The organism is Paenibacillus sp. JJ1683, from assembly GCF_053006485.1.
The window spans coordinates 566440-592102 of sequence record NZ_CM129820.1 but is presented as its reverse complement, the minus strand read 5'-3'; the positions used below and the strand labels follow the sequence as shown (position 1 = coordinate 592102).

The following is a 25663-nucleotide window of genomic DNA, read 5'->3' as shown; positions in this document are numbered from 1 at the left end:
TTCAAATACATGGTATCATGTGGTGAGTAATTAATGGAGCCCTCTTTTACAATGTTGAGAATGGGGGAAATCGTGGTCGGCTTGGAATGGGAAGGTTTGTATAGAGAATTGTTGGGAGATGGAAACCAATTGCTTATGGAAGGCCCAATGGATGTCTGTCATCGCTTATCAAAGACCCATCGAATGTTCGTAATCACGAATGGTACTACTCACACGCAAATCAAACGCTTGAAGCAGTCTGGGCTATATAAGTTTTTCGAGGATATCTTTGATTCGCAAAGCATTGGTTATCAAAAACCGAAGGAAGAATTTTTCAATTACGTCATAAGTCATATTTCAGAATTTAATAGAAAGGATGCGCTTGTCATTGGAGATTCATTAAATACGGATATCAAAGGTGGTCTTCAGTCGGGGATTGACACCTGTTGGGTCAACAGAACCGGACAAATAAGTCCGGCAGAAATTAAAAGCACATATACAATCTCAAACTTAATGGAGCTCACTTCCATCTGTTAGGCTGTAAAAACAAACGCTTGTGCCGCCTCAATTGTCACTTTTTGGTGACTATATCACAAAAAAGTGGGTACTGTTTTTCTTGTAACTTTTCCCCCATACTATCGTTCATAGGAGGTTCATGAAGCAGACAGAGCATTCTATACCATATAAATCATTATAAAAGGAGTGTAATAGAATGGGGAAATTTGACGGGAAGGTAGCAGTTGTAACCGGAGGTACAAGCGGCATCGGTCTCGCGTCGGCACAACAGTTCGTAAAAGAAGGGGCTTACGTTTTTATCACGGGACGCAGACAACGTGAACTGGATGAAGCAGTAAAGCAGATCGGAAAGAATGTTACAGGTGTCCGAGGTGACATATCTAAATCGGAAGATCTAGATATATTATTCGAAACAGTTAAGCGAGAAAAGGGACACTTGGACATTCTCTTTGCAAATGCCGGACTAGGGTCATTTCTTCCATTAGGAGAAATTACAGAAGCACACTACTACAAGACTTTCGATGTCAACGTGAAAGGAACCATCTTTACAGTACAAAAGGCATTAGCTTTGTTTCCAAATAAAAGAGGTTCGATTATTCTAACGGGATCCACTGCTGGCTCGACGGGGATGCCAGCGTTTAGTATCTATGGTGCATCCAAGGCAGCGATCAGACAGCTCGTCCGCAGCTGGATTCTTGATATGAGAGGGACCGAAATTCGTATAAACATCCTTAGTCCGGGAACAATCGTAACGCCGGCGTACGATGAGTTATTTGGCTCTGAACTAGATCATTTACTGGAACAGGCAAAAAATGATATTCCGCTCGGCAGAGTGGGGCAGGTTGAAGAGATCTCCAATGCTGTCATGTTCCTAGCCTCTAATGAAAGCAGCTATATGAACGGCGTTGAATTATTCGTAGATGGCGGAGTAGCTCAAGTTTAACCAGGACATAATAATTTTCAAACGACAAAGATTTTTAAATCAACTTAAATGCGATTGTATTATCCCCTCCATGTAACGTTCAATTTTTCCTTCAGTGATCCTTGAAGGATCAAGCGATACATGAAGGGGATATTCTTAGATCGGGAGATGGTGCATTGATATGAAAACATTTTTCTGTGAACTGGAAGTTACACTAGAGGTTATCGGAGGAAAGTGGAAGGGGCTTGTTCTGTACTATTTAATAAAAGGACCTAAACGGACGGGAGAGCTTAAGCGACTCGTTCATAATATATCGCAAAAGATGCTGATTCAAACTCTTCGGGAACTGGAAACAGACGGATTAATTCGCAGAAAGATGTACAATCAGGTACCGCCTAAGGTGGAATATTCAACGACGGAACTGGGTCAATCACTTGAACCCATTTTGAGATCGCTTTGTGATTGGGGGGGGAATTACGCAGAGCAATCCTTCGCTCCGGGCGAGATTGAGATTTTGTATCTGGATTAACTGTCGGGGGACAAGAGCATAGTCCCATTTGAAGTCGCTATTTTAGCGGCTTTTTTGTTTTATCGTTTTACGTTGATGTTTTCGAGTGATGAGCAATATTCTAGTACAGGTTACTTCGTAATTAACAAGGTGCACTACAAAACTAAGGACACAAAACTTGTCTCAGAGATTAATAAGTACGTCTTGGATTATGGCAAAAGCATCATGCCCCAGCTGTTGCCAGGAGTCTGAGCAAACAGGTAAGCGGTTGAGGCTAATGACAATGAACCCATTACGCTAACGGGAAACGTTAGTTCAATGAAACAGATGAAGCAGCGACAGTCTAGGGCATATTTTCTCGTCCTAGCCTACCGTTGTTTCTTTTATTGTAGTTATCAAAACTTTATTTTCAACATACATTTAAAGTTGATTCATATCAGTTCCGCCTTAAATGTCCGTCTGTAAGCAATTTTTCAACTAAAAAGCTCTGCCGACCATAAGGTTAGCAGAGCTTTTTAATGACGTTTAAGAACCTCCAACCTGTACAAGAATCTGGATACCAGGTACAGTCATGAAAGCTAAAAAGCTACTCGCAACAATTAACAGTCCTATTTTTCTCAACATTACCTACCCACACCTTTTCAATTAGATTGGAGAACTCTGTTTTGATTTCAGGAGTCGCATAGACTTGGAAACGCATAAACAAGCCAATACAATTTATAAAGTAAGTCTCATTATTTATTATATGTGACTTTACCATTGCAAATAACAATTGTTTAAAACCATCACTGTACCTTTCTCTGTTTAAATAATAGTAGGCCAGTTCGTAACCAAACCATGCAATGTAGTCGGGTACTACTTGTTGGCTGTACATATCAGTAGATGTCAGGAGTTGAGTAAAGGCATCAATGTCTTTTTTAAACCTTGAAAGTACATCATCAACATCCAAATTATATTGATTAGCAGCTATCATAACGTTTAACAGCTTTGAAAGTTTCTCACCTTCCATGGTATCTGCTGTTTCGGCTATGTATTCGACATAATCTGAGAGCACGCTGACATCTCCAGACAAGAGCTTATTTACATAAATATTGCATCGTGCCCAATCTTGATACATTTCTACCCAATAGATGGTATCATCATCAGTCTCTCTAACCCAATCCAAGTCCGCATAGGCGTATGTATATTGTAGAGCTTGTTGATTGTCCAAAATCACAAAAAAGCGCAGCCTCCAAAAAGCTTGGAAGCCGCGCTGTGCTTGAGTTTTATAAGATGCTGGTGAAGGGAATTGAACCCCCGGCCTACGCATTACGAGTGCGTTGCTCTACCCCTGAGCTACACCAGCAGGTCAGTGTGACTGACAACAAAAACTATTATACTCTTAGTTACATAAAAATCAATCTCTTACATCAACTTTATCAACTAAGATTTGGATTTAATTCTGTAACATTCCCTGCCGTGGTTCCGGATAGCTTATCTGCGACGGATCGCAGCTTTTGGCGACTGGAGGAAGGCTTGTCACGGCGATCATCAATTTTGACTGAGGTGGAAACGCGTTTGGCTCCTGCTAGGAATGGCGCTTCGTGTAGCGCAGCAATAGCAGTGAACACATCGTCCAACGAACCTTCAATAATCGTACTCATAGAGGTAAGTTCATAGGTAATTCCCTTTTGCGTCTTCAACACTTTTTGCATTTGAGCAACGTAGTCGCTCAGGCTCGTACTCCCCGTTCCAATCGGGATTACTGTCACTTCTGCAATGGCCATCACCAAGTTCCTCCTTTAAATTGAAAAAATCATCTTTTTTAAAATTCTAAAAACTCAGTCGATAAAGCAACCTTGTTCTTCAAAAAAGTTCCATATGTATACGGCTTATTTTAGTAGGAAACCTCTTTATCATTTATTGTACCGTTCACTCCGTCTCAATTCAAATACAGCCCGCGAATTCTCTGCATATTTTGATTTTCCATTCCTTTTCCTTTACGTATGGCTTCGAATGTTGCTATAATACTCCTTGCACTTATTTGAAATTTTAAGTTTATATACACAATATGTTGGGTTAAATATTCATAACACCTCTAAATATAGTGATGTAGCCGATGATTCCTACGGAAACCATCTTTTTCCCTTCATTGGCAGGCGCATCGCTATTTCTATGTTATTGGATTACATACAGCCCCAAAATGCTGTCTGATCATCGCTTTTTTCACCAGTTTCTTTTCTCAGATCATTTTCATGCCTATTCCCTAAGTATGAATTCCAAATCAAGAAAGCGAGGAATTAATCCTATGCCACAACTCGTAACCAAACCAAACAATCGCCAGTTGGCTTTTGATGAAATACGTATATCCGTATATGCTGATCGTGTACTCAGCGGGCTGGACAAGCTGGATAAAGATCGACTCATTCGCGGTGTAACTAGTAAGCTCCGCCGGGACGAAGTCACTGGAGATGAGATTAGCAACGCATTTGCAATGGCTGCTCTAGAACTGGTTAGTAAGGAAGAACCGGACTGGAAATTTGCCGCTGCACGCGCTTTGCTCACTTCCCTATATAAAAAAGCAGCTACTCACCGCCGTTACAAATCCTATGCAGACGAACCTTACGGCGCTTTTTATCCACTGATCACCGATCTAGTGCAAAAAGGAATCTACCGTCAGGAACTGCTTGACTGCTACACCAAGGAGCAGATTGATGAGCTCGGCGATTCCATAATGCCGCAGAATGACCTGCTGTTCGACTATATTGGACTGTTGACGCTGTCTGAGCGCTATTTGGCCAATGATTTTGACGGACGCGTAATGGAGCTTCCACAAGAACGCTACATGATTATCGCAATGTACCTGATGCATCAAGAGCCGGCCGACAAGCGTATGGAGCTGGTCAAGGAAGCATACTGGGCGATGAGCAACATGTACATGACGGCAGCTACACCAACCATGTCCAATGCCGGAAAAAAGGTAGCCGGACAGCTCTCCAGCTGCTTTATCGACACCGTAGACGATTCATTGGAAGGTATTTTCGATTCCAATACCGATGTAGCCCGTCTTAGCAAAATGGGCGGCGGCATCGGCGTATATCTCGGTAAAGTACGGGCGCGCGGCTCCGATATCCGCGGACATAAAAATACAAGCTCTGGCGTTATCCCTTGGATTCGCCAATTGAACAATACAGCTGTTAGCGTAGACCAGTTGGGTACACGCAAAGGGGCAATTGCCGTTTATCTGGACGTATTCCACAAGGATATTCTGGCGTTCCTGGACCTGAAGCTGAACAACGGTGATGAGCGGATGCGTGCACATGACGTGTTCCACGGCGTATGTCTGCCCGATTTGTTCATGGAGCGGGTCGAAGCACGGGGCGAATGGAATCTGTTCTGTCCGCATGAAGTGAAGAAGGTGATGGGCTGGAAGGATGACAAGGGTCGTCCCCTGGGACTGGAGGATTTTTATGATGAAGCCTTCGGTTCAGGCTCCTTCCGCGAGAAGTATGAGGAGGCGTCACAGCATCCGATTCTCTCTCGTATTACGGTCCCTGCCATTGACATCATGAAGCGTTTGATGAAATCACAGCTGGAAACAGGTACGCCGTACATGTTCTACCGTGATACAGTAAACCGTGCTAATCCGAACCGCGCCCATGGGATGGTGTATTCCTCCAACCTGTGCACGGAAATTATGCAAAATCAATCTGCAACGGTAGTGGAAAAAGAAGAACTGGTCACCAAGGACGGACAAACACGCATCGTTATCTCCAAAATTCCTGGCGACTTTGTTGTGTGCAACCTGAACTCCATCCATCTGGCTCGTGCCGTTCCAGCAGGTGTACTGGATCGTCTCGTACCGATTCAGGTACGTATGCTGGATAATGTTATTGATATCAACAACATTGAGGTGCTGCAAGCCCAATACACGAACAGCCAATATCGTGCTGTCGGCTTGGGTACATTTGGGCTGCATCATCTGCTCGCACTTGAGGGCATCCGCTGGGAGTCCGATGAAGCGGTAACCTATAATGATCATTTGTATGAAAAAATTAACTACCTGGCCGTAAAATCCAGCATGGAGCTGGCGAAAGAAAAAGGCCGTTATGCCAAATTCGAGGGTTCTGACTGGTCGACCGGGCATTATTTCACTTCCCGTGGCTATACAGACGGTACACGTGAAGGCAAATTCGTCACTACGTCCGAGTGGAGCGAGCTTGCGGAACAAGTCCAACAAAACGGTGTCCGTAACGCATGGCTGTTCGCCATTGCGCCTAACGGTTCTACGTCCATTATCGCAGGCTCTACCGCTAGTATTGATCCACTGTATGAGTTGCTTTCCTATGAAGAGAAAACAACCTACAAGATCGCTAACCCTGCACCAGATTTGAATGAAAAAACCATCTGGTACTACAAAACAGCTTTCTTGCTGGATCAACACGCTTCGATCAACATGGCTTCTGCACGTCAGCGTCATATTGACCAAGGTCAAAGCTTTAATCTGTATGTACGCCCAGATATTAAAGCTACCGAATTTTTAGCGCTGCATATTCATGCCTGGAAATCGGGTATGAAGTCGACCTATTATGTACGCAGCCGCGCACTGACGATTGAAGAATGCGAAAGCTGCGCATCCTAAACTAAAGGAGAGAGGCTCTCATGCAGTTACAAAAGATTTTTAACACGGAAGCGCCTAACCGCTCTACCCGTATTATTGAAGGCGAAAACTCCGGTATCCTGAACTGGAACGATATTCGGATGCCGCATATGTACAAACTATATAAGGTGCTGCTGCTAAACCACTGGATTCCGGATGAAATTCCGATGTCCAAGGATGCGTCCCAGTTCCCTATGCTGGATGCCGAAGAACAGCGCACATTCAAAATTAATATTGGCCTGCTGGCTGTGCTGGATTCCATGCAAACCATGTTTGTCGGAGATGTAAAACGATATTTTACCGATTCCTCGCTGGAAGCTATTTCGGCCATTATCGGACAACAGGAAGTCGTGCATAACCAGTCCTACTCTTACGTGCTGTCTTCCCTGGTATCAGAGCAGGAGCAGAAGGAAATTTTTGAATACTGGAAAAATGATCCTGTCCTGCTGGAGCGTAACACATTCATCTCGGACATTTATCAAGAGTTCCGCGATGAGCAGAACCCGCAAACCTTTTTCCAAGCCATGGTAGCGGATTTGATTCTGGAAGGCATATTCTTTTACAGTACATTTGCTTTCTTTTACAATTTGGCCCGTGACCAAAAAATGATGGCCACCAGCCAGATGATCTCGTATATTCAGCGCGACGAAAATCAGCATTGCTACTTCTTTGCCGAAGTGTTCAAGCAGCTTTTGGCTGATTTCCCTGAGCTGAATACCAAGGAAAATACGGACTATGTCTATCGTATGATCAACCGCGCTGTGGAACTGGAAACGAATTGGGCGCATTACACGCTCAAAGAGGTTCGCGGCATTGACTTGAACGAGCTGAGCGATTATATCAAATACATGGCAAACATGCGCCTGAGACTTCTGGGTATGGACAAAGCATACGAAGGTGTAGATGTAAACTGTATGCCTTGGATCAAGCCATTTTCCGATGAAGCGCTGAATGCAACAAAAACGGACTTTTTTGAAGCAAAATCACGCAATTATGGCAAGGTCGGAGATGACAATGGATTTGACGATTTGTAAATCATAAGCTACAAGCCTTAACTCGGTTATTGCTGAGCTAAGGCTTTTTTCTATGGGGATGAAACTTGCGTAAATATGCAAAAAATTCATGAAACATATGAATTACTATTCATATTTTCCTAGTTAAACACGATATATAGGAAGGTGAAATAATATAGTAAGGAGCATATTATGAAAAGCAAAGTCAAAAAAAGAATGGGATTACAATCCAAACTCTACTTCATCTTGCTCATTCCTTTAGTTGTGATTGGCGTCATGATTCTGTGGACGACCAAACTATCTATTCAGAATGCTTCTCTATCAACCATGCAGCTTAACAATGAAGCGTTGGCGGTGAATACGGCCAAGCTACTGGACAAATCAGCCGTCAAAAGCTTAAACACGAATCCATCCGAGCAGAGCAATGAGTATAAAGAACTTCGGAACGAGTTAAATACGCTCAGGCTGCAAAGCGGAGTCCTGTATATGTATATGTACAATCGTGTTGGCGATGAGTGGAAGCTTACAGTGGACGGAGCTGCTTGGGACGACAAAGACTACAGTCCTTTTGGAAGTCCTGTAAGTTTTACCCGTAAAGAAACGGCAGATAGATTGAAACAAGGGGAGACGGTAACTACAGATATCACAACGGACCCTGATTGGGGAACGATGTTTTCTTCCTTTACACCCATTAAAGATACAGATGGAACCATCATAGGCTATCTGGGAATCGACAGATCCCTAGCCTCTGTAACTGAAGTATACGAGAAAACCTTGCCTGAGGCCTATCGGCTAGTTATCCCTGTGGTCTCCATCATTCTGATCATTTCTATTGCGGCAATGATGCTGGTAACACGTCGAATACTACGTCAAGTGCGGTTTATTAAAGATACACTGGAGCAAGTAGCTGATGGCAATCTTACGGCTACATCGCAGCAAGTTACGTATGATCAGCTAGGTGAAATCAGCGGCTTGACGAACCGGATGGTAGAAGCCATGTCCAATATGATTGTGGACATTCAAAGCAGTTCGAGTACACTTCAGCAAGCATCCGAGAATATCGTCGTGACATCAGAAGGAACCCTTCACCAAACCGAGGAACTGTCCCGCACACTCCAACAAATTGCCGATGTATCTACAAACCAAGCAGATCAAACGATAGAGTCGGTTCAGCAATCTGACCGCTTAGGACAAACGCTGGATGAAGTCGGAAGCCATGTGCACCAGTTTACGGATACGGCGCGCCATCTCAATGAAGTCCGTAATCAGGTAGCCAGTGAACATGAACTACTATTGGAGAAGGGACGAGAAAGCGCTCTGCGAATCAAGCAAATGCAGCGTATGTCACACGCGCTAACTGAAAAGTCCCGCGAAGCAGCTAACATTGGACAGCAGGTACAGGGCATCGTAAAGCAGACGCAGATTTTATCCTTTAATGCCTCGATTGAAGCTTCGCGTGCAGGGGAAGCTGGTAAAGGTTTTTCTGTCGTAGCTCATGAAATGGGACAACTTGCCCAACAATCTGCCATATCTATTCGTGAAATTGACGAAATCTTAAGTAGTTTTGTCGAGCAAATTGAGCAAATGGGCGATCAATTTGATGAAAATATAAACACTGTCAATGAACAAGAAAAACAAATTGCATTATGTCTACAGTCTGTTGATAAAGTCACCCAGGTATCAGAGGAAGTTGAGGAACTGGCTGCACATCTGGCCCAATTGACCACAGAAATGCAGGAGGTACGTCACAGCGTAGATCAACATCTGAAGCACACAGCCAGCGCGGCGCAGCAAACTGCCGGAATGACAGAAGATGTATCCGCAAGCGCACAGAAGCAGGCCCTAGCGGTAAAAGAACTATCCGAAGTAGCCCGTAATCTGACCACACTCTCCAACAATCTACAGCGTCATGCTGATCAGTTCCGGGTGAAAAGTTCCGACCAGTAATGATTTCGATGAACTGTGATCCGTAAGATGGACACTTGATTGAAAGTGTCCATCTTACGGGTCATTTTACAGACGAAAAGAAGTACACTCAAAAGGAGCATTCGCTAACATAGCGAATGCTCCTTTTGAGGTTAGAAAGCCAAGCTGAGTACACCTTTATCCAGGTAGATGCATACATATATAACCTAGAAGGTCAATTTAAGCACTTAAGAGTTATAGCCGTTATGCTCACGATGGGGGAGTCGCAGCTGTTTTCTTCGGCTTCATATAAGAAGGATAGCCTCCCGTATGCTGGAGCATTTCAATTTCACGCAAAATACGCGGCAAGTCAGCGACCGAGTTCATCACGATGTGGGCCCCTGCCCTTTTCAAACCATATATACTTTGTCTGCGTCGTTCCTCGGCTACCCTATCGTCCACTTCACAGCTTGTAGTGTGGTTCGCGGCCAAAGCACTCTCGTTATGGTTCAACACACCAATCGTCCAAACGCCGGCATTCCGTCCTTCTTGCATATCGGCTGCTGTGTCTCCTACCTTCACAATATCGCTAAGCGGGAATACCTGCAGGCGATGTGCAATTTCATAGATCATCCAAGGATAAGGCCTCCCCTGCGAAACTTCACATGGGGCTACCATACAATCCAGCGTATAGGGTGACTGTGCAGGCGTGAATACATGACTTAGCATTTCCATCGGGCAGGATGCAGTAGCGCCTGACTGAATGCGGCGATCTTGAAGCTCCTGCAACGCCCTATCTATACCGACAGCAGTCTCAGCCCCTTGGATCAAAGAGCGAAGAACAGGGACAAGCTCAAGATAAATATGCTCAATATCCACTCTGCCAGGATGCGCACCAAAGCACTCCAACCATTTTCTACGAACCTCTGAAAGTCCGAGCACATTCGCAATATGATCCCGGATGGGCAGTCCCCGTCCATGAGATACCTGCTCTTCAGTTACCTGTATACCCTTCCATCTGAAGATGTCGCACATTCCCTGGATTAAGCCCCGACCTCCGGGGTCTAACAATGTACTTTCCAGATTAAAAATAACCGCCTGTATCATGCAATCCCCGCCTTTCCGTACCGCGGCTATCCGCAATCTTTATTTTGCTTAGGAACATGATACACAGCTAACGTAAACTCAAATGTCGTAAACGGTAAGCGGATTGTAATTGAGAATAAATTCCTTGAATGGTTTTGATTTACCGATTGAAATGAGGAGGGAGTCGCAATATGAGACAGCCTTGGAATGAATTTAATTCTAAAATGCCTTGGCGAATGGAGCTTGGTTGTTATGCGCTGAATAAGCTTGCCTGTGGAGGATTGGTTTTTGGTCTGTTATGGGTCTACTGCTATCTGACAGAGGAAATAACGGGATTACCTGTGAGTATAGCAGGCAATAGCGGTGAACTGACCGCGCAGTTATGGGCCTATGGCTTTGCCCTTCCAGCGGCTCTTGCCGCTGATGCACTACGTGATCTTTTGCCCTGGCTTCGCAAGCCTGAGCAGTTCACGCTATATCTTGCCGTAGGGTTCAGTGTCTTTCTTCTGCTAGGATCTTTGATGTCGCCTGCTGGAACGGGCATCTCGTGGAGCAACGGCATGGCAGGTGCAGGGATTACACTGCTCTATTATGGCGGAAGGCACTGGCTGAACCGTGAATATGGAGTACAGATCATGCTGGCCTTCCTCCTGCCACTGCTGCTATGGATTATAGGGCTTCAATGATGTCGCCAGCTACCACTGAGGCGGGATGCTGGCGATGGCGCGCGGCCGTTTCTCCAGCCGCACCATGCAGATACACGCCAAAGGCTGCTGCCTGTGAAGCGTTCAAGCCTTGGGCCAACAACCCTGCGATGATGCCTGTCAGCACATCGCCCGCACCGCCTGTCGCCATCCCGGCGTGGCCTGTGGTATTGACGTAGGTCGCTCCATCGGGACACGCAATGACCGTGCGTGCTCCCTTGAGCACCAGCGTGACTCCGCGTGTCCGGGCGTACTCCTGGGCATGGGTGATACGGTCACGCTGCACCTCCGCTGTCGATATTCCCAGCAGACGTGCCATTTCACCGGGATGCGGCGTTAACACGATTGCCGCATCTCTCGACTTCCAAGCATCCAGCTCAGGCCCCGCCGAGGCGAGGATGTTCAAGGCGTCCGCATCAAGCACGAGCGGACCGCTGTATTCCTCCCACAGGCGGCGCAGCCAGCCAGTGTCCCCTGCGAAGCGGCCGAGGCCAGGCCCGACGGCCAGCACATCGCGCGCCTGCGCGAGCTGTAGCAGCTCATCTGCGGAGTCGGCGTTCCATTCCCCGTCGCTGCCTGTTGCTGCGGCAGCGAGCATCAGCTCTGGTGCGGCGCCAATGACGCGCGGAAGCAGCGCCTCGGGCACCGCCCACGTCACAAGCCCGCTGCCGATGCGCAAGGCGGCACGTGCGGCCAGCAGGCCCGCACCGCTCATGCGCAGGCTCCCGCCTGCGACCAGAACGTGGCCGTAGGTGCCCTTGTGCCCGTCCGGCACACGGCTGCGGCTGACGTCCACGTCCAGCGCGTCGCGCAGCGTATCGCTGGTCAGGAGCCGCAGCTGCACGCCACGCTCACGGGCAAGGCCGGGCGGGATACCGATGTAGCGTACCACCACATCACCAGCGTTTCCGGCGCCCGGATATTGGGCGAGCCCACACTTCAAGTAGGCAAGGCATACGGTGACACGCGCATGAATGCACGGCTCGTGCAGCGCACCTGTGTCGGCGTCGAGTCCGCTAGGCACGTCTACCGACACGATCGGCGCGCCGCTGGCATTAGCCTCGCGAATCAGCGAGGCGTAAGGTTCGCGCGGTGGACCTTGCGTGCCTGTGCCCAGCAGGGCATCGACGATGCCAGAGGCACCGCGCAGGTCGAGGTTATCCCGACCATAGAGGATAACCGGGATATCCAGCGCCGCGATGATATCGCGCTGGGCAGCCGCTTCACCGCGTAGCTTTGCAGGCGGTTCGGCATACACAACGGTGACGCGCAGACCTGCATCGGTCAGATGGCGGGCTGCCACCAGTCCGTCACCGCCGTTGTTGCCTTTACCTACGAGGATATACCAGTGTGCTCGTTCACGTACGTCATATTGCCCACCGCTCGATGAATCCGTCCGTATAACACCGCCATGTCCTGGTACATCCCCCGGTCCTGTGTGTGTGACCACATTTATGCCATCGCTTGTTCCACGTCTCTCCGCACAAAGCTTCAGTACCTCGTCAGCTACTGCTCGCCCGGCATTTTCCATCAAGATCAGGGCCGGGATTCCCAGCTTGTCAATCGTGTACCGATCCAGTTGCCGCATTTGTTCGGCGTTCACCATATACATGCTTTTTCGCCTCCCATATAGCCATCCCTGTTGATTAATATCCGACGGTAAAGCGGGAATTGACAAATTCCCCTTCTACTAACTCATCAATCAGGGCTACCGCATAATCCTCGACAGAGATGCGACTATGACCTAATTCATCAACCACCAAATGATCCAAGCCAATACGGAACTGTCCTGTACGTTTACCTGGTTCAATAATTCCAGCAGGACTGCAATAGGTCCAGTCTACATCCGCAGCACGGTACAGCTCCAGGGCATCAGCGTGCGCAGCCGCCAGCGGCTTCACTTCCTCCGGAAACTCAGCGGTATCCATGAGACGCTCACCGGATTCTGTTTTCAGACTGCCCGCTCCGCCAACGACAAGTATGCGCTCCGCGCCGGAACGCCGTGTTCCCTCCAGTAAAGAACGAGTTGCTTCGAGCAGTTCCTCCTCAGCTCCAAACTTGGGACCATAGGCGCTAATGATAGCATCGTGCCCTTTGGCTACCTCTGTAACGGAATTCGGGTTTAGAATATCCGCCTGAACCACCGTCAAATATTCACTTTGCTCCGTCACTCGTTGCGGATCGCGCACTGCCGCCGTCACCTCATACTTACGCTTGATCGCTTCCTTTACTAACGCTTTGCCAATTGTTCCTGTTGCTCCAAAAATAATTACTTTCATATTAAGTTGCCTTCTTCCTATCTATAATTTTCTTACTGTTAATTATCCGTTTTATAACCAGCTCAAACTCGTACAGGATTTCAGCTTACAGTCCCCCCGGCTGGCGCCAGTACATCCCTTCCGACCCCGGACTGACCAGTTGGAAGCCGAACTGCGCATATAACCGGTCGGCTGGCTTATCCGCAATCAGCGTTGCAAAGCTGCCCACCGGAACCTCCCGTCTCAAATACTCCATAATCTCTTCCATAAGCTTACGCCCATAGCCCTTCCCCTGATGGGAAGGCTTGACTGCAATATCCGTAACCAGAAAAAACACACCGCCATCACCGCTCACCCGGCCCATCCCGATCAATTCCTGTCCAAGACGTAGCGTTACAGTAAATAGGCTGTTCGGCAGGCCCTTAGCTGCCGCTTCTTCCGTAATTTGCGATAAACCAGCCTCCTTGCGTAAAGCCCGATATTCCTCGACGGCTGGAATGGCGTAATCTACGCGAAGCAGCTCGTACGGTTGATTCGATGTCTCATGATGTTCTGTTGCAAATTCAATTTTTTTATTCATGCCGAATCTCCCTTCCTGCTGTAATCTTGTCTATTTTACCAAAAAATACTTCATAGTTCTTAGTTTAGAGATATACAAGCCCTTGAAATGCCTGTGTGGTCTGTGCAATAGTGTAGAAAGAACAATGGAAGGAGGGATTGCGGGTGTCCCCGACGGACTTCGCGGCATTAGCCGCATATATCTCACCCGGTCTGATCGCCTTCCTGCTGGCGTTGTCCTTACTGGTATGGCTGTATGTTCACAGTGCAGCCCAGCTTCGCAATTCGCGTCAGCAGCGGCTCGAAGAATTACAGGAATCACTGCGTATCTATGGCCGGTTAGCTGGTTATCTCCAAACGGCTACCCAGAACGCGATCAACAACAGCGAAAAGCAGCAGCACCAGAATGGACTAATTCATGCTCTTCAGGAGGCTAAGGCCGCCCCCTATTTGACCCCTCACCTTCAAGAGCAGGTTCAAGCATCCCTTCGGGAATGTGATCCATTCCGCCGGGAATTGCTTCTCAAATCACTGGAGCGTGAAATGAACAAACTGATCGAGGAACGACGACTTGTTCTACTGGAATCCCATGCTCCAGGCTGGGGAACAGCATTATGGAAACTCTTGCGCCCAGCGGCCGGTCCGCTGGCGCTGGCGGGAATGGTCTGGTTAATCTCAAGATTGGTTATAGAACTGATAACCTACAGTCATGTCGATGTTAGTCTACCCGACACCACACAATCTGCCTCATGGCTTATAGGGTATGCATGGATAAGGTTCGTTTCTGGCTTAATCGCCTTGCTGTATGTCTATCGTCTGATGACCCTGCGTAGACAAAATGATCTGGACGTGACGGCATCCCATTTCCCAACAAGCCTGTTGTGTATGGTCATCGCCGTTGTCGCCCTGTTTCAGTGGCTCGGGCCAGAAGCATCTCCCTACATACTGGCTGCACAGCTTGTGCTGTTCTTGATTGGCTTCCGACTTACCCGAGGTCGCTCGCGAAGTGATCGTCCTTATGTGGGTCATCCCGGCTTGATGAAGGCCGATGGTTCGCAGCACCAGGAATTACACACAACTGATAAAGATACAACCGCTGATTCTTCTGTGGCTGATGAACATATGCGGTCCTAAACACCAGGTGCGCCTGAAATAGATCCCGTATACATCCCGCAAATCACATACCATCACAGGACATCCCAACACACAAAGAAAGAGTTCATGGGGTGTCCTGTTTTTTGAACAATTTTTGGCTTTTTGCCGGGTTAGGCTTGTGCCAGCGATCAAGGAAAGGGTATATTGTTTATATAAATGTAAATCATATCGTTTTATATGTATGAATATTGAAAAAAATCCATATATGTTAAACTACCATCAATTTATGATGTGCGTTAGAATTGGAGGAATTATGCAACTGGACATTTCTGAAAAATCACTTCCCGTTTATGAAGCGCTGGCCAGTGAGGTTCGGCTGAATATGATTGTTCTGCTTGCGGAGAAACCGATGAATATACGTGAGCTAGCGGAAGCGCTGGGACTCAGTAGTGCGATTATGACAATGCATGTTAAGAAACTGGAAAGGGCATCCATTATTTCGACTAAAATGCTGCCCGGACGAGGCGGGGTTCAGAAAGTATGCTCATTGGCTACGGACAAAATTGAAATCGCCATGCCACGCTATCAGCAGGATGTACGGCAATTTCATCAGACGGAGATTTCCGTCGGACACTTTACAGATTTTGAGATTCAGTCCACCTGCGGTCTAGCCACCGTCGAAAAGATTATCGGAGAATTTGATGAGCCTCGTTCATTCTTGGACCCTGAGCGCTTCAATTCCAAAATTCTGTGGTTTAGCCAAGGGTATATGGATTATAAAGTGCCGAATTTCCTATTGTCCAGTCAAAAAGCTGAGGAACTGGAAATTTCAATGGAATTATCATCAGAAGCCCCATTTACCAATGATAATTGGCCTTCAGACATCACATTTTTCCTAAATGATGTGAATTTGGGCACTTGGACCAGTCCAGGGGATTTTGGGGATAATCGTGGTAAATATACACCTTCATGGTGGCCTGATTTTATCAATCAGTATGGCCTACTTAAGAGACTTCGCGTTACGTCTGAAGGCACCTTTATGGATGGCAAGCAGATATCCGATGTGACTCTAAGCGACGTGCTGATTGACCAGAAGCAATGGAAATTCCGTATCGCTATTTTGGATGATGCCCAGCATATTGGAGGGGTAACCCTGTTCGGTACCGGATTCGGTAACTATAACCAGGATATCCTGTTCCGTTTGTACTACAAACCTGCGGAAAACCATACCAAAACAGCAACGGTAGAAGCTGGCGAGAGCAGCAAGTAATCATTAGACTCCTTCAAAACCTGAACACGGCGTTTTGCCCATGCCTTTCTTGGGAGACAAAGCGCCGTGTTTTACTTTATCCTCTTTTACTGGTCCTTCGACCCTTTTTTGCCATGCGCTGTGTAATTAACGTACAGGTTCAATACATATCGGTGAAGGAACCTCCAATACATATCCCGTTCGGGTCAGCCGTCCATCATCCTCATGGATAGCAAAGGATACAATGTTGTTTCCCTCCTGATTCGCCACTAGCAAATAACCAGACAAGATGTTGAAGTTACGCGGCGTACTGCCGAAACTCTCGACCCATTCAATCGTCTTCAGCTTCCCGCTGTCTAGATCGACATGGTAGAGTACGATGCTATCATGTCCTCTATTGGATACATACAGAAAACGTCCACAGGGTGTAATCCGAATATCCGCTGCTGTATTTTCTACATCGATAATGCCTTCTGGCAGTGTGGACAGACTTTGCAGCAAGGTAAGCTTACAATTACGTTCGTTATAACCAAACACAGCGACGGTATTATTCAATTCATTGGCGACAAAGGCATATCGACCCGAGGGATGAAAAACCAGATGACGTGGGCCGGAACCAGGTGGCAAATCTGTCTCACGGTGGGTTACCAATTTCCCATCCTCTGTCAAACGATAACCTATAATCTGATCCAGCCCCAGATCACATACCATAGCATACTGTCCTGAAGGATCAGGAATAATCGAGTGTGGATGTGGCGCATCCTGGCGGTCCTGGCGAATCCCTGACCCCGTATGCTGAACCTGCCCCGACATGTCTCCCAACCCTCCAGCTTCTGTTGCAGGGAATACAACGGCATTGCCCCCAGAATAGTTAGAAGCCAGCACATAGCGTCCATCTGTTGTTACGGATACATAGCAAGTATGTGCTCCCTCCGTTCCTTTTCGATCCAAAGGATGCAATTCCCCCGTCTGGGTGTTCACCTGATATGTGTACAGTTCGCCTTGGTCTGTTTCACTGGCAGCATACAACTTCGCCCCATTCGGATGCAGTGCCAGAAAAGAAGGTCTCTCGATTCCTTCCACACCTCCAACCATACGCAAATCACCATTGTCCGTATGCAAAGAGCCTATATAAATTCCTCTTTCCTCACGAGACGCATAAGTTCCTATATAAAACAACTGCTCATTCCGCTCTTCCATCTGATCTCAGCTCCTTTTAGCGTATTACTCACAAGTTATCCGACTTTTAAGTTCTACTTTTTATCTGGTTATAAACTTATCATGCATTATTACCCAAGATTCTGCCGTTTCATTAACAAGTGGCTATGTATGCAAAAAAATAGCCTCTTTCGCTGCAATCTGTGGTTCATAAGAACGTCACAGTTCACACCAAAAGAGACTATGTTTACAGAGAAAATAACGTTAAACCGCTGTGGATTTCGTATCTCTACTTTTCCATTTTACAGCCAGCCCCAAACTAAGCATGAGAATGACCGCCCCAAAAATGTACGGCAAATTGATATGCACCTCAAACAATGTACCCGCAAGCGCAGGTCCCAGAATATTACCAATACTCATATAAGCATTGTTCATCCCGGCTGCAACTCCCTGCTCATCTCCTGCCATTTTGGATAAGGCCGTATTAATGGCTGGTCGCAGCAACGATGTAGCGGTAAAGAAGATAAGTGATACTCCGAGTACATAATAAAAGTTCCCTGAGAGCAGCATAAGCACAAGGGAAATCGCGGAAAACAGAAAAGAACCGATAATCACACCTTTTTCACCAAAACGGTTCAACATCGGACTAATGACCGCAGCTTGAATCACGGTCCCGACCAATGCACCTACCGTAATAATGATAGCAATATCACGTTCATTGTAATGAAACTTGCCTGTTACAAAGAACGGAAACATCGTTTCAAAATGCGTCAGGCCAAAAGTTAACGTGAATATCATAATCAGCAACATAAAGTACGGCTTGCGGAAAGACAGCGCAAACTGTTTAATCACATTGTCTCTTTTCACCTTAACATTTCGAAACTTCAACTGCTTCTCCAACGACAGGGTTTCGGGCAGTAAAATCAATGAAATCAGTGCCGCTAAACCGGATACCGCCGCCGAAACGTATAAGGGTGTACGAAGCGAGATATCTGCCAGCAAACCGCCTACACCAGGACCGATCACAAAACCAAGCGACATAGCGGCCCCCAACAGCCCCATTCCTCTGCCTCGGTTATGGACTGTTGTGATGTCGGCAATATAAGCCATCATTGGAGGGATCATAAATGCCGCTCCTGCACCCCCGAGCAAACGGGAAATATACAGCATCGTCAACGAGTGTCCAATCGCAAACAATACAGAAGACACCGTCATGATGACCAAACCAATAATAATCATTTTTTTACGTCCGTATTTATCGGACCATTCCCCAGCTAACGGCGAAAACATAAACTGGGTCAAGCCAAACACGGCAACCAGATAGCCTCCCGTTTCACCACTGCCTCCCAAGGAACCCATGAACTTGGGGAGGATCGGAATAATGAGTCCAATCCCCAGCATGGCAATAAACATATTAATCATCAAAATGACGAGCGGCCCCATTTTCAACTGTTGTGAATCCGACATGTTGCGTTTTGTCCTCCTCAGGTTCTTTATTTCGTATACGAATTTCTTATTTTGCAACTATTTCCGCAAAACTCTTCATTATATTAATAGAGCGGGAGGCAAATAACAATCATAAAATACTTCCGATAACCCTGAATGTTACCTTTGACAAGGTAGCAAAAAGGAACAACCACTAAATCATGAGGTTGTCCCTCTTATAACGTTTCACCATCCTTTATTTTTGTACAATAGCGATCGCAATATCATAATCAAATTTCTGAATTTCTGCGGATGGAATATCAAAAGGGTTCACCGGCTTCAGTCGATTGGACTCGATCCAATATACCCCCTCTGTCGTATTACGCTCATAGCCATTACGATCCAACCAGGCAAATAGGTCATCATAAATCGTATTTAATCGTTCCCGATCTCCCTGAAAACGGGTCACCGCATACTCTCCTTCAGGCACCTCAATGCGTTCAAGACTATCCGGCACTTCATTCCACGAGAACACTTTAACGCCCACCTTGACCGCCGTACTTCCATTCTCTTCAACAACTGTCCATTGGGGAGTTAACACATAGCCTATATCTGCGTCCAAACGACCTGAGTGGTTCTCTGGAACGTTCTGTTGCACTTGTTGCCACTGTCTGCGCACCTCATCACCCAATTCTGCAAAAGGGGCTTGCGCAGTCAGCGCTGCTACCTTGAAAGCCGCTATCCGCTGAATAACTACATCGAGATTTGAACTCATACGGTTTCCTCCTCATCAAATGGATACTACCAAACTTCCTATATCCTTATGGTGAATCTTCGAATAGCTCCTGCAACAACTTTTCCTTGTTATTCAGAAATTGTTTGGTGATGATGTAATGATCGGTTTCCTCTAGCGTCCGTGTGTCGATCCCTTCATGTGTCAGATGATACAGGACCGAATCTGGATAAGACATCAAGATGGGGGAATGTGTAGAAATGATAAACTGCGATCCCTGCTGCACAAGCTCATGAATCCGTGCAAGCATGGCCATCTGGCGTAAGGGCGAGAGTGCTGCCTCTGGCTCATCCAAAATATACAATCCTTGTCCTCCAAACCGATGCACAAATGCAGCAAAAAAAGACTCGCCATGCGACTGCTCATGTAGCGACTTCCCCCCATACGAATCTCGAATGGGTCGCCCTCCTCCTTCTCGATCCAGCTCGTCGATATGAGTCGCCACATTATAGTAGCTCTCCGCCCGGAAAAAGAAGCCGTCTCTCGGCTTTTCGATCCCTCTCACCAACCGAATATGCTCATGTAGCGCGGAATGCGTGGCTTGTGTAGAAAAGTTAAAATTTTTAGTGCCACCCTCCGGATTAAATCCCCACGCGACCGCGATTGCCTCCATAAGCGTCGATTTACCTACACCGTTTTCTCCAACAATATAGGTAACGAAAGGATGGAATTTGAGTTCATTCCACTGTTGAAGAGCCTTTAAGTTAAAAGGGTATTGGCTCCTGTCAGCATCTGGAGGCCATAATAGCTCCAATCGACGTATAAAAAGATTACGATCCCATATACTCATATCCAGTCAGCTCCAATGCCAAGCAATTTACTAGGTTTTCCATCATTATATTGGAATTATTTACAGCAATCAATCTGAACTCCCATTTCGTAACCCTTCTGTTGTTATTCAAGCTATTATTACAGGTATAATATAACGAAGCCTTTTATTTGGGCAGAAAATTTTTCGCGCATTATCAGTCTCAATCTTATCCTTTTTCAAGCAGGTGAATCTATGAAGTCAAATCACAAACCGATCCAATCCTTTAAAATCGTACAGTACATCATGACCATCTATAGGCAGCGATTAACGCGTATTTTGCTACCGCTGGCTGTACTGGCTTTTATTATATGGGAGGCTGGACGAGAGCTAAAAGACTTTAATCTTGCACGGATGCTTCATGAGCTGCGGCGAATGGATGCCGCATTTCTCATCGAAATTGGCTTATTCTCCCTAGCAGCCGTGGCAGCTATGAGTGCTTACGATTATGTAATCAGGCATCATTATAAGCTTCAGGTTAAGCCTGGAACGACATTCCGGTACGCCTGGATCTCCAATACCTTCAATAATGTCTTCGGCTTCGCCGGCTTTACAGGAGCTGGACTGCGCACTGTGCTGTATAAAAAGAGCGGTGTGCCATTGGGTGTTATCACCTCGGCGGTCGTATTTCTTTCGCCTGTCGTTATTACCGGACTATCTTTGCTGGCTTGGGGTGCTATTGTCCATCTGTATCCAGTGCAGCCTGTGCTGGATGCTCACCCATGGCTTCATTGGGCACTGTGGGGTATGGCACTATACCTGCCTCTATTTCTGATCATGCAGCGCTCCAAAAAGTATGCCACATGGTTCAACAAGGGAGAAGGACAGCTCTCCTGGTTCACCATCTCTGCCTCCATTGGCGCCTCTCTGCTGGAATGGCTTCTGGCTGGTCTTACCTTTGCATGGATTGGCTCGCACTTGCTCCATGAGCTGCCGCTCCATGCTGTGTTCGGTATCTATGTGATAGCCGCAATTGCAGGGTTAATCAGTCTTGCACCCGGAGGCGTCGGCGCATTCGATATTATTGCCTTGCTTGGGCTGCAAATGGCAGGAGCCAACTCGGACCGGGCGCTGGCTGTGCTGCTGGTCTTTCGCGTCTTTTATTTCATCATTCCGTGGCTCATCGGCCTGGTATTAGCCGCGCTGGAAATGATCCCGCGTAACGAGCGCCTGAGCCAGCTCGCTGAGACAGGCTGGGATTACTCCCTGAATGCCTGGCAGAAGGTATGGGGCTGGCCTGGTCAATTTCGGTTTTTAGCCGATCTGGGGGTGTGGGCGCTTGGCAAGCTGGTACTCATCTCCGGCGTAGTGCTTCTGTTGTCGGCCGCTACGCCTGGTCTACTGTATCGGCTCCGTTTTGCTGAACATTTGCTCACTCTACCCGTTATGCGCTTATCGCATGAAATCTCGGTCATCATCGGAATTATGCTTGTCGTTTTGTCCCACGGAATTTCTCTGCGTATTCGCAGAGCATTGCGGCTAACATTGATACTGCTGCTGACAGGAGCCATTTTCACCTTCACGAAAGGTCTGGATTTTGAAGAAGCCTTATTCCTGCTGTTCGTGGCATTAATGCTGTGGATTTCGCGTTCACGATTTTATCGGGTCAGTGCGCCGCTGAATCGGCACAACATTTTAATATGGGGCGGATTATCTCTACTCGTAACGGGTGCTTATTTTATAATCGGGGCAGGCTCCAATACTCCATTTATGCGTCATTTGCATGCCAAGGTCCACCTGGACTTTTTTATGAACCGCAGCGATTACGGAGTTACAGCCGTATTTAGTTTGATTTTGGCATGGGTATTCTTGACGGTGTATTTCTTTCTTCGTCCTCAACGTAGCATCAGCAATCTACCCGACGCACAGGAACTGGTTAAGCTAAAAGAATTTTTGGAACGACAGGGTGGTAATCTCGTTTCTCATATGCTTTTTCTCGGCGATAAATATCTGTATTGGACCAAGGACGAACAGGTAGTTCTCCCCTATGCTCGCAGTCGGGACAAACTAATTGTATTAGGTGACCCCCTCGGTCCAAAGGAACGTGTGAGTGAAGCCATTCAGGAATTCCAACGGTTCGCAGATCGCTATGCTTTGACGGCTGTATTTTATCAAGCATCACCGGAATATTTGTCCATCTATCACGAGAACGGCTATCGCTTTTTTAAATTGGGCGAGGAAGCGCTCGTGCCGCTGGAGTCCTTTACACTAACGGGCAAAAGCAATCAGGCGCTGCGAAGCGCCAAAAATCGCTTTGACCGCGAAGGCTATTCATTCGAAATGATCCAGCCTCCTCTAGAGGCGTCATTGATTGAGGAGATGCGTCATATTTCGGATATTTGGCTGGACGGGCGCAAGGAGAAGGGATATTCACTCGGCTGGTTCAAAGAACCTTACCTTCAGTTGGCTCCAATTGCATTGCTGAAAGACTCTGAAGGGAAGGTTATTGCTTTCGCCACGATGGCCCCTGCCTATGATCATGGGCAGACGGTCTCTATCGATCTGATGCGTCACCTGCCTGACACACCCAATGGAACGATGGATTACTTATTCACACGGGTCATTGAGTGGGCCAAGGAGAGTGGATATACGACATTTAATCTGGGCATGGCACCGCTGTCCCAGGTAGGACAAAGCGAAAAGGCACTGCGCGAGGAAAAGCTGGCTCGACTTGTTTTTCAATACGGGGGACATTTTTACGGCTTCCAGGGGCTCCGACGCTTCAAGGATAAGTTCAAGCCGCAGTGGGAGCCGCGCTATCTAGCCTATCCAGCTTCTGTTTTTCTACCGATCCTGACGCTGGAACTGGTGTATCTCGTGTCCAAACGCTCAGACTAAACGAGGTACGAAATAAAAGGATTTTGACAGTTCAAAACGACGTAAAAAAGGGTGTTCCTCGCCACAATGGTTGCAGGAACACCCTTTTATATTCACTATTCGTCTTAGAAGCTGCCTTTTACAACAACGTCAGACAGTGGGAAACGTCCTGATGGACGTGCTGGTACTTGTGCTTTACCTACACTAATAAGCATGGTTGGCAGGTAACGTGCCGGAATATTGAATTGCTCGATCAATTGTGCTGGAATAAATCCACCCATTGCGCAAGTATCGTAGCCCAAAGATTTAGCAGCCAGCATAATGTTTTGTGCTGCAAGAGCAGAGTTCAGAATCGCTGCATCGCGAGCTACCTGCGGGTTTTGGTACGCGCCATTGATTTGTCCTACCAATGCGTCACGGATTTCCGCTGGCAATGCTCCTGCTTCTACCGCTTGATCATAAATGACAGCATTACGGTTCGCTTCCAGATCACCCAGTACGGCAATCGTAACAGAGCTCTCTGCTACTTGACCTTGGTTGTAGGCGATAGGCAACAATTTTTGTTTGTCTGCTTCGCTTTCGATAACGAGGAATTTCCAATGTTGAAGGTTCCATGCGGAAGGAGCTTCTACCGCGGCAGTCAAGATTGCTTCCAGATCTTCCTCTGGCATTTTAAAATCCTTTACATAGCTTTTTACCGCGTGTCTTTCACTAATAACAGATAAGGTTTCATTTTTCCGGCTGCTCGACATTCTGGGCACACTCCTAATTTCTTAATATATATCTTGAATCTTCATTAACTTCCCAAACTACTGCAATTATAAAAATGATAGTGAATGATGTCAATATGTTTAAGTATGACCCCGCACTCAAAATACAGTACAATACGGATAAAGACATGCATATCGGCAAATGCCTGCCGATGGGACAAGACACGATGAGTTCATACTGTTCTCATTTGAATTTAAAAAGGAGCGTTACTATGATCGGATCGTTTAAAAAAACGGATATTGCTTTATTTGCCGCCTGGGTAGTAGCTTGTGTGGCGACATTGGGCAGTCTGTATCTCAGCGAGATCTTGGGATATGAACCTTGTAAACTGTGCTGGTTTCAGCGTATTCTGATGTATCCCCTGACCCTTCTACTCGGAATCGCATATTTCCGAGGTGACACAAAAATACGGATTTACGTTATGCCGTTAGCTATCATTGGAGGTGCGATTTCGGCCTATCATTTTATCATTCAGCGTATCCATGCAGCCGCCAAAGCAGCCACGCAAACTTCAACGGCTTGCGGTAGAGTATCCTGTGAACAGGATTATCTGAACTGGCTGGATTTCATCACCATTCCTTTGCTTGCACTCATTGCTTTTATCCTTATTATTGTAGCGATGGGTTATGTCATGCGCCAAGAGAAAAAATCTGCTGCTGGAGAGGTACAAGCACAAGAACTCGCATAAGATGAAAGAGCCCCGATTATAGGGCCGGTTACCACCAAGAGGCGTATAATCCGCTTGCCGGAGGAAAGACTGTAACTAAATATATCCATTGCATATGTGCTATAATGTAAAAGGTTTGCAGTCTGTCCAATAACGCTTATATTCCTTATAGAGGGGGCCAGTCCATGTTTCATATCAGCACCCCATTGCTGCAATATGGCGCAACTTTCGGTATGATCTTAATCGCTATATCGGCTATTTTCATCCGTATGAAGACAGGTCATCGCCCGATTAATGCCAAAAAAATCATCATTCCTCCGCTCGGGATGAGCACCGGTTTTATGATGTTTGTGGTACCGGAAGTACGGGTTCCCTGGCTTTGGGCGCTGGGCGCTTTTCTGGTCGGCTGGTTTATTTTTTCCTACCCGTTGATCCGCAGCACTAAATTTGAGTTGCAAGAAGGGCTGGTTTTCGTGCAACGCTCACGCACCTTCTTTTTTATCCTGATCAGCCTACTGATCGTCCGATTGCTGCTGCATGAATTTATTCAGCATTACATTACCATTCCGCAAACAGCAGGGCTATTTTTCATCCTAGCCTTCGGGACCTTGTTACACTGGCGGCTTCGTATGTATTTTCAATATCGTCAGTTCGTTCCGGACGAGACGGAAGTCCGCATCTGACCAACGGATATTTAACGTGCACACTCGCATGTTGCTGTGTAGACCAAAAAGACACGTTCTCCCCACAGGAACCGTGTCTTTTTGGTCTTTTTAGTCTATCGAGGGCTGT

The 25663-nt window shown here is 46.8% G+C and carries 22 protein-coding genes, 1 tRNA gene and 1 pseudogene; 12 read left to right on the top strand and 12 right to left on the bottom strand.

What is annotated here, in order from left to right:
* Nucleotides 1-51 precede the first annotated feature (51 nt).
* The 3 genes from ACUC6J_RS02650 to ACUC6J_RS02640 all read left to right on the top strand — a co-directional run bounded on the left by ACUC6J_RS02650 (nt 52) and on the right by ACUC6J_RS02640 (nt 1946).
* A complete protein-coding gene (locus ACUC6J_RS02650) occupies nt 52-516 on the top strand; it encodes an HAD-IA family hydrolase (protein ID WP_447249704.1) in 465 nt (154 codons plus the stop codon).
* A 175-nt stretch (nt 517-691) separates the two neighbouring features.
* A complete protein-coding gene (locus ACUC6J_RS02645; protein WP_031462735.1) occupies nt 692-1438 on the top strand; it encodes an SDR family NAD(P)-dependent oxidoreductase in 747 nt (248 codons plus the stop codon).
* A gap of 160 nt (nt 1439-1598) precedes the next feature.
* Nucleotides 1599-1946: a winged helix-turn-helix transcriptional regulator gene (locus ACUC6J_RS02640; RefSeq protein ID WP_019685981.1), complete on the top strand. Its 348-nt coding sequence runs from the start codon at nt 1599-1601 to the stop codon at nt 1944-1946.
* Nucleotides 1947-2511: 565 nt separating this feature from the next.
* On the opposite strand, the pseudogene ACUC6J_RS02635 reads toward ACUC6J_RS02640, so the two are convergent.
* The 3 genes and pseudogenes from ACUC6J_RS02635 to ACUC6J_RS02625 all read right to left on the bottom strand — a co-directional run.
* A pseudogene (locus ACUC6J_RS02635) lies at nt 2512-3132 on the bottom strand (transcriptional regulator); the annotation flags it as partial.
* Nucleotides 3133-3198: 66 nt separating this feature from the next.
* Nucleotides 3199-3270: transfer RNA gene (locus ACUC6J_RS02630), tRNA-Thr, on the bottom strand.
* A 73-nt stretch (nt 3271-3343) separates the two neighbouring features.
* On the bottom strand, nt 3344-3691 hold the full coding sequence (locus ACUC6J_RS02625) for an MTH1187 family thiamine-binding protein (RefSeq protein ID WP_016819451.1): 348 nt from the start codon (nt 3689-3691) through the stop codon (nt 3344-3346).
* Nucleotides 3692-4212: 521 nt separating this feature from the next.
* Here ACUC6J_RS02625 and ACUC6J_RS02620 point away from each other — a divergent pair.
* The 3 genes from ACUC6J_RS02620 to ACUC6J_RS02610 all read left to right on the top strand — a co-directional run bounded on the left by ACUC6J_RS02620 (nt 4213) and on the right by ACUC6J_RS02610 (nt 9524).
* Entirely contained in the window at nt 4213-6546 is a 2334-nt protein-coding gene (locus ACUC6J_RS02620; protein WP_026065484.1) for a ribonucleoside-diphosphate reductase subunit alpha, read from the top strand.
* Nucleotides 6547-6566: 20 nt separating this feature from the next.
* Complete coding sequence (locus ACUC6J_RS02615; RefSeq protein WP_016819449.1) at nt 6567-7598, top strand: ribonucleotide-diphosphate reductase subunit beta; 1032 nt, start codon at nt 6567-6569, stop codon at nt 7596-7598.
* 171 nt (nt 7599-7769) lie between these two features.
* Nucleotides 7770-9524: a methyl-accepting chemotaxis protein gene (locus ACUC6J_RS02610; RefSeq protein WP_447249703.1), complete on the top strand. Its 1755-nt coding sequence runs from the start codon at nt 7770-7772 to the stop codon at nt 9522-9524.
* A 228-nt stretch (nt 9525-9752) separates the two neighbouring features.
* Here ACUC6J_RS02610 and ACUC6J_RS02605 read toward each other — a convergent pair whose 3' ends face one another.
* The gene (locus ACUC6J_RS02605; protein WP_045245086.1) at nt 9753-10589 is read right to left on the bottom strand and encodes an HAD hydrolase-like protein; all 837 of its coding nucleotides are present in this window, start codon (nt 10587-10589) and stop codon (nt 9753-9755) included.
* Nucleotides 10590-10759: 170 nt separating this feature from the next.
* Here ACUC6J_RS02605 and ACUC6J_RS02600 point away from each other — a divergent pair, with 170 nt between their 5' ends.
* On the top strand, nt 10760-11254 hold the full coding sequence (locus ACUC6J_RS02600; RefSeq protein WP_019685967.1) for a hypothetical protein: 495 nt from the start codon (nt 10760-10762) through the stop codon (nt 11252-11254).
* Here ACUC6J_RS02600 and ACUC6J_RS02595 read toward each other — a convergent pair.
* From ACUC6J_RS02595 to ACUC6J_RS02585, 3 genes are all read right to left on the bottom strand, one after another.
* On the bottom strand, nt 11238-12884 hold the full coding sequence (locus tag ACUC6J_RS02595; protein WP_447249702.1) for an NAD(P)H-hydrate dehydratase: 1647 nt from the start codon (nt 12882-12884) through the stop codon (nt 11238-11240). The genes ACUC6J_RS02600 and ACUC6J_RS02595 overlap by 17 nt on opposite strands.
* 34 nt (nt 12885-12918) lie before the next feature.
* Entirely contained in the window at nt 12919-13551 is a 633-nt protein-coding gene (locus tag ACUC6J_RS02590) for an NAD(P)-dependent oxidoreductase (protein WP_016819444.1), read from the bottom strand.
* 85 nt (nt 13552-13636) lie between these two features.
* A complete protein-coding gene (locus ACUC6J_RS02585; protein ID WP_330721778.1) occupies nt 13637-14110 on the bottom strand; it encodes a GNAT family N-acetyltransferase in 474 nt (157 codons plus the stop codon).
* A 143-nt stretch (nt 14111-14253) separates the two neighbouring features.
* Here ACUC6J_RS02585 and ACUC6J_RS02580 point away from each other — a divergent pair, with 143 nt between their 5' ends.
* Complete coding sequence (locus ACUC6J_RS02580; protein ID WP_167441025.1) at nt 14254-15222, top strand: hypothetical protein; 969 nt, start codon at nt 14254-14256, stop codon at nt 15220-15222.
* Nucleotides 15223-15496: 274 nt separating this feature from the next.
* A complete protein-coding gene (locus ACUC6J_RS02575) occupies nt 15497-16453 on the top strand; it encodes an ArsR/SmtB family transcription factor (RefSeq protein ID WP_016819441.1) in 957 nt (318 codons plus the stop codon).
* A 126-nt stretch (nt 16454-16579) separates the two neighbouring features.
* On the opposite strand, the gene ACUC6J_RS02570 is transcribed toward ACUC6J_RS02575, so the two are convergent.
* The 4 genes from ACUC6J_RS02570 to ACUC6J_RS02555 form a co-directional block, all read right to left on the bottom strand.
* Nucleotides 16580-17632: a lactonase family protein gene (locus ACUC6J_RS02570; RefSeq protein ID WP_447249701.1), complete on the bottom strand. Its 1053-nt coding sequence runs from the start codon at nt 17630-17632 to the stop codon at nt 16580-16582.
* Between the two features lie 222 nt (nt 17633-17854).
* Nucleotides 17855-19057 carry an MFS transporter gene (locus ACUC6J_RS02565; RefSeq protein WP_447249700.1) on the bottom strand — a complete coding sequence of 401 codons (1203 nt, stop codon included), beginning with the start codon at nt 19055-19057 and terminating at the stop codon, nt 17855-17857.
* Nucleotides 19058-19271: 214 nt separating this feature from the next.
* A complete protein-coding gene (locus ACUC6J_RS02560; protein ID WP_025363855.1) occupies nt 19272-19790 on the bottom strand; it encodes a GyrI-like domain-containing protein in 519 nt (172 codons plus the stop codon).
* A gap of 46 nt (nt 19791-19836) precedes the next feature.
* Complete coding sequence (locus ACUC6J_RS02555; RefSeq protein ID WP_117290669.1) at nt 19837-20598, bottom strand: AAA family ATPase; 762 nt, start codon at nt 20596-20598, stop codon at nt 19837-19839.
* A gap of 213 nt (nt 20599-20811) precedes the next feature.
* Here ACUC6J_RS02555 and mprF point away from each other — a divergent pair, with 213 nt between their 5' ends.
* Nucleotides 20812-23454, top strand: a complete 2643-nt coding sequence (mprF, locus tag ACUC6J_RS02550; protein ID WP_447249699.1) for a bifunctional lysylphosphatidylglycerol flippase/synthetase MprF — start codon at nt 20812-20814, stop codon at nt 23452-23454.
* Between the two features lie 104 nt (nt 23455-23558).
* On the opposite strand, the gene ACUC6J_RS02545 is transcribed toward mprF, so the two are convergent.
* Nucleotides 23559-24185, bottom strand: a complete 627-nt coding sequence (locus ACUC6J_RS02545; protein ID WP_013369121.1) for a nitroreductase family protein — start codon at nt 24183-24185, stop codon at nt 23559-23561.
* Nucleotides 24186-24415: 230 nt separating this feature from the next.
* On the opposite strand from ACUC6J_RS02545, the gene ACUC6J_RS02540 reads away from it, so the two are divergent.
* The gene (locus ACUC6J_RS02540) at nt 24416-24892 is read left to right on the top strand and encodes a disulfide oxidoreductase (protein ID WP_045245092.1); all 477 of its coding nucleotides are present in this window, start codon (nt 24416-24418) and stop codon (nt 24890-24892) included.
* 164 nt (nt 24893-25056) lie between these two features.
* A complete protein-coding gene (locus tag ACUC6J_RS02535) occupies nt 25057-25554 on the top strand; it encodes a CcdC family protein (protein ID WP_016819434.1) in 498 nt (165 codons plus the stop codon).
* Nucleotides 25555-25663 lie beyond the last annotated feature (109 nt).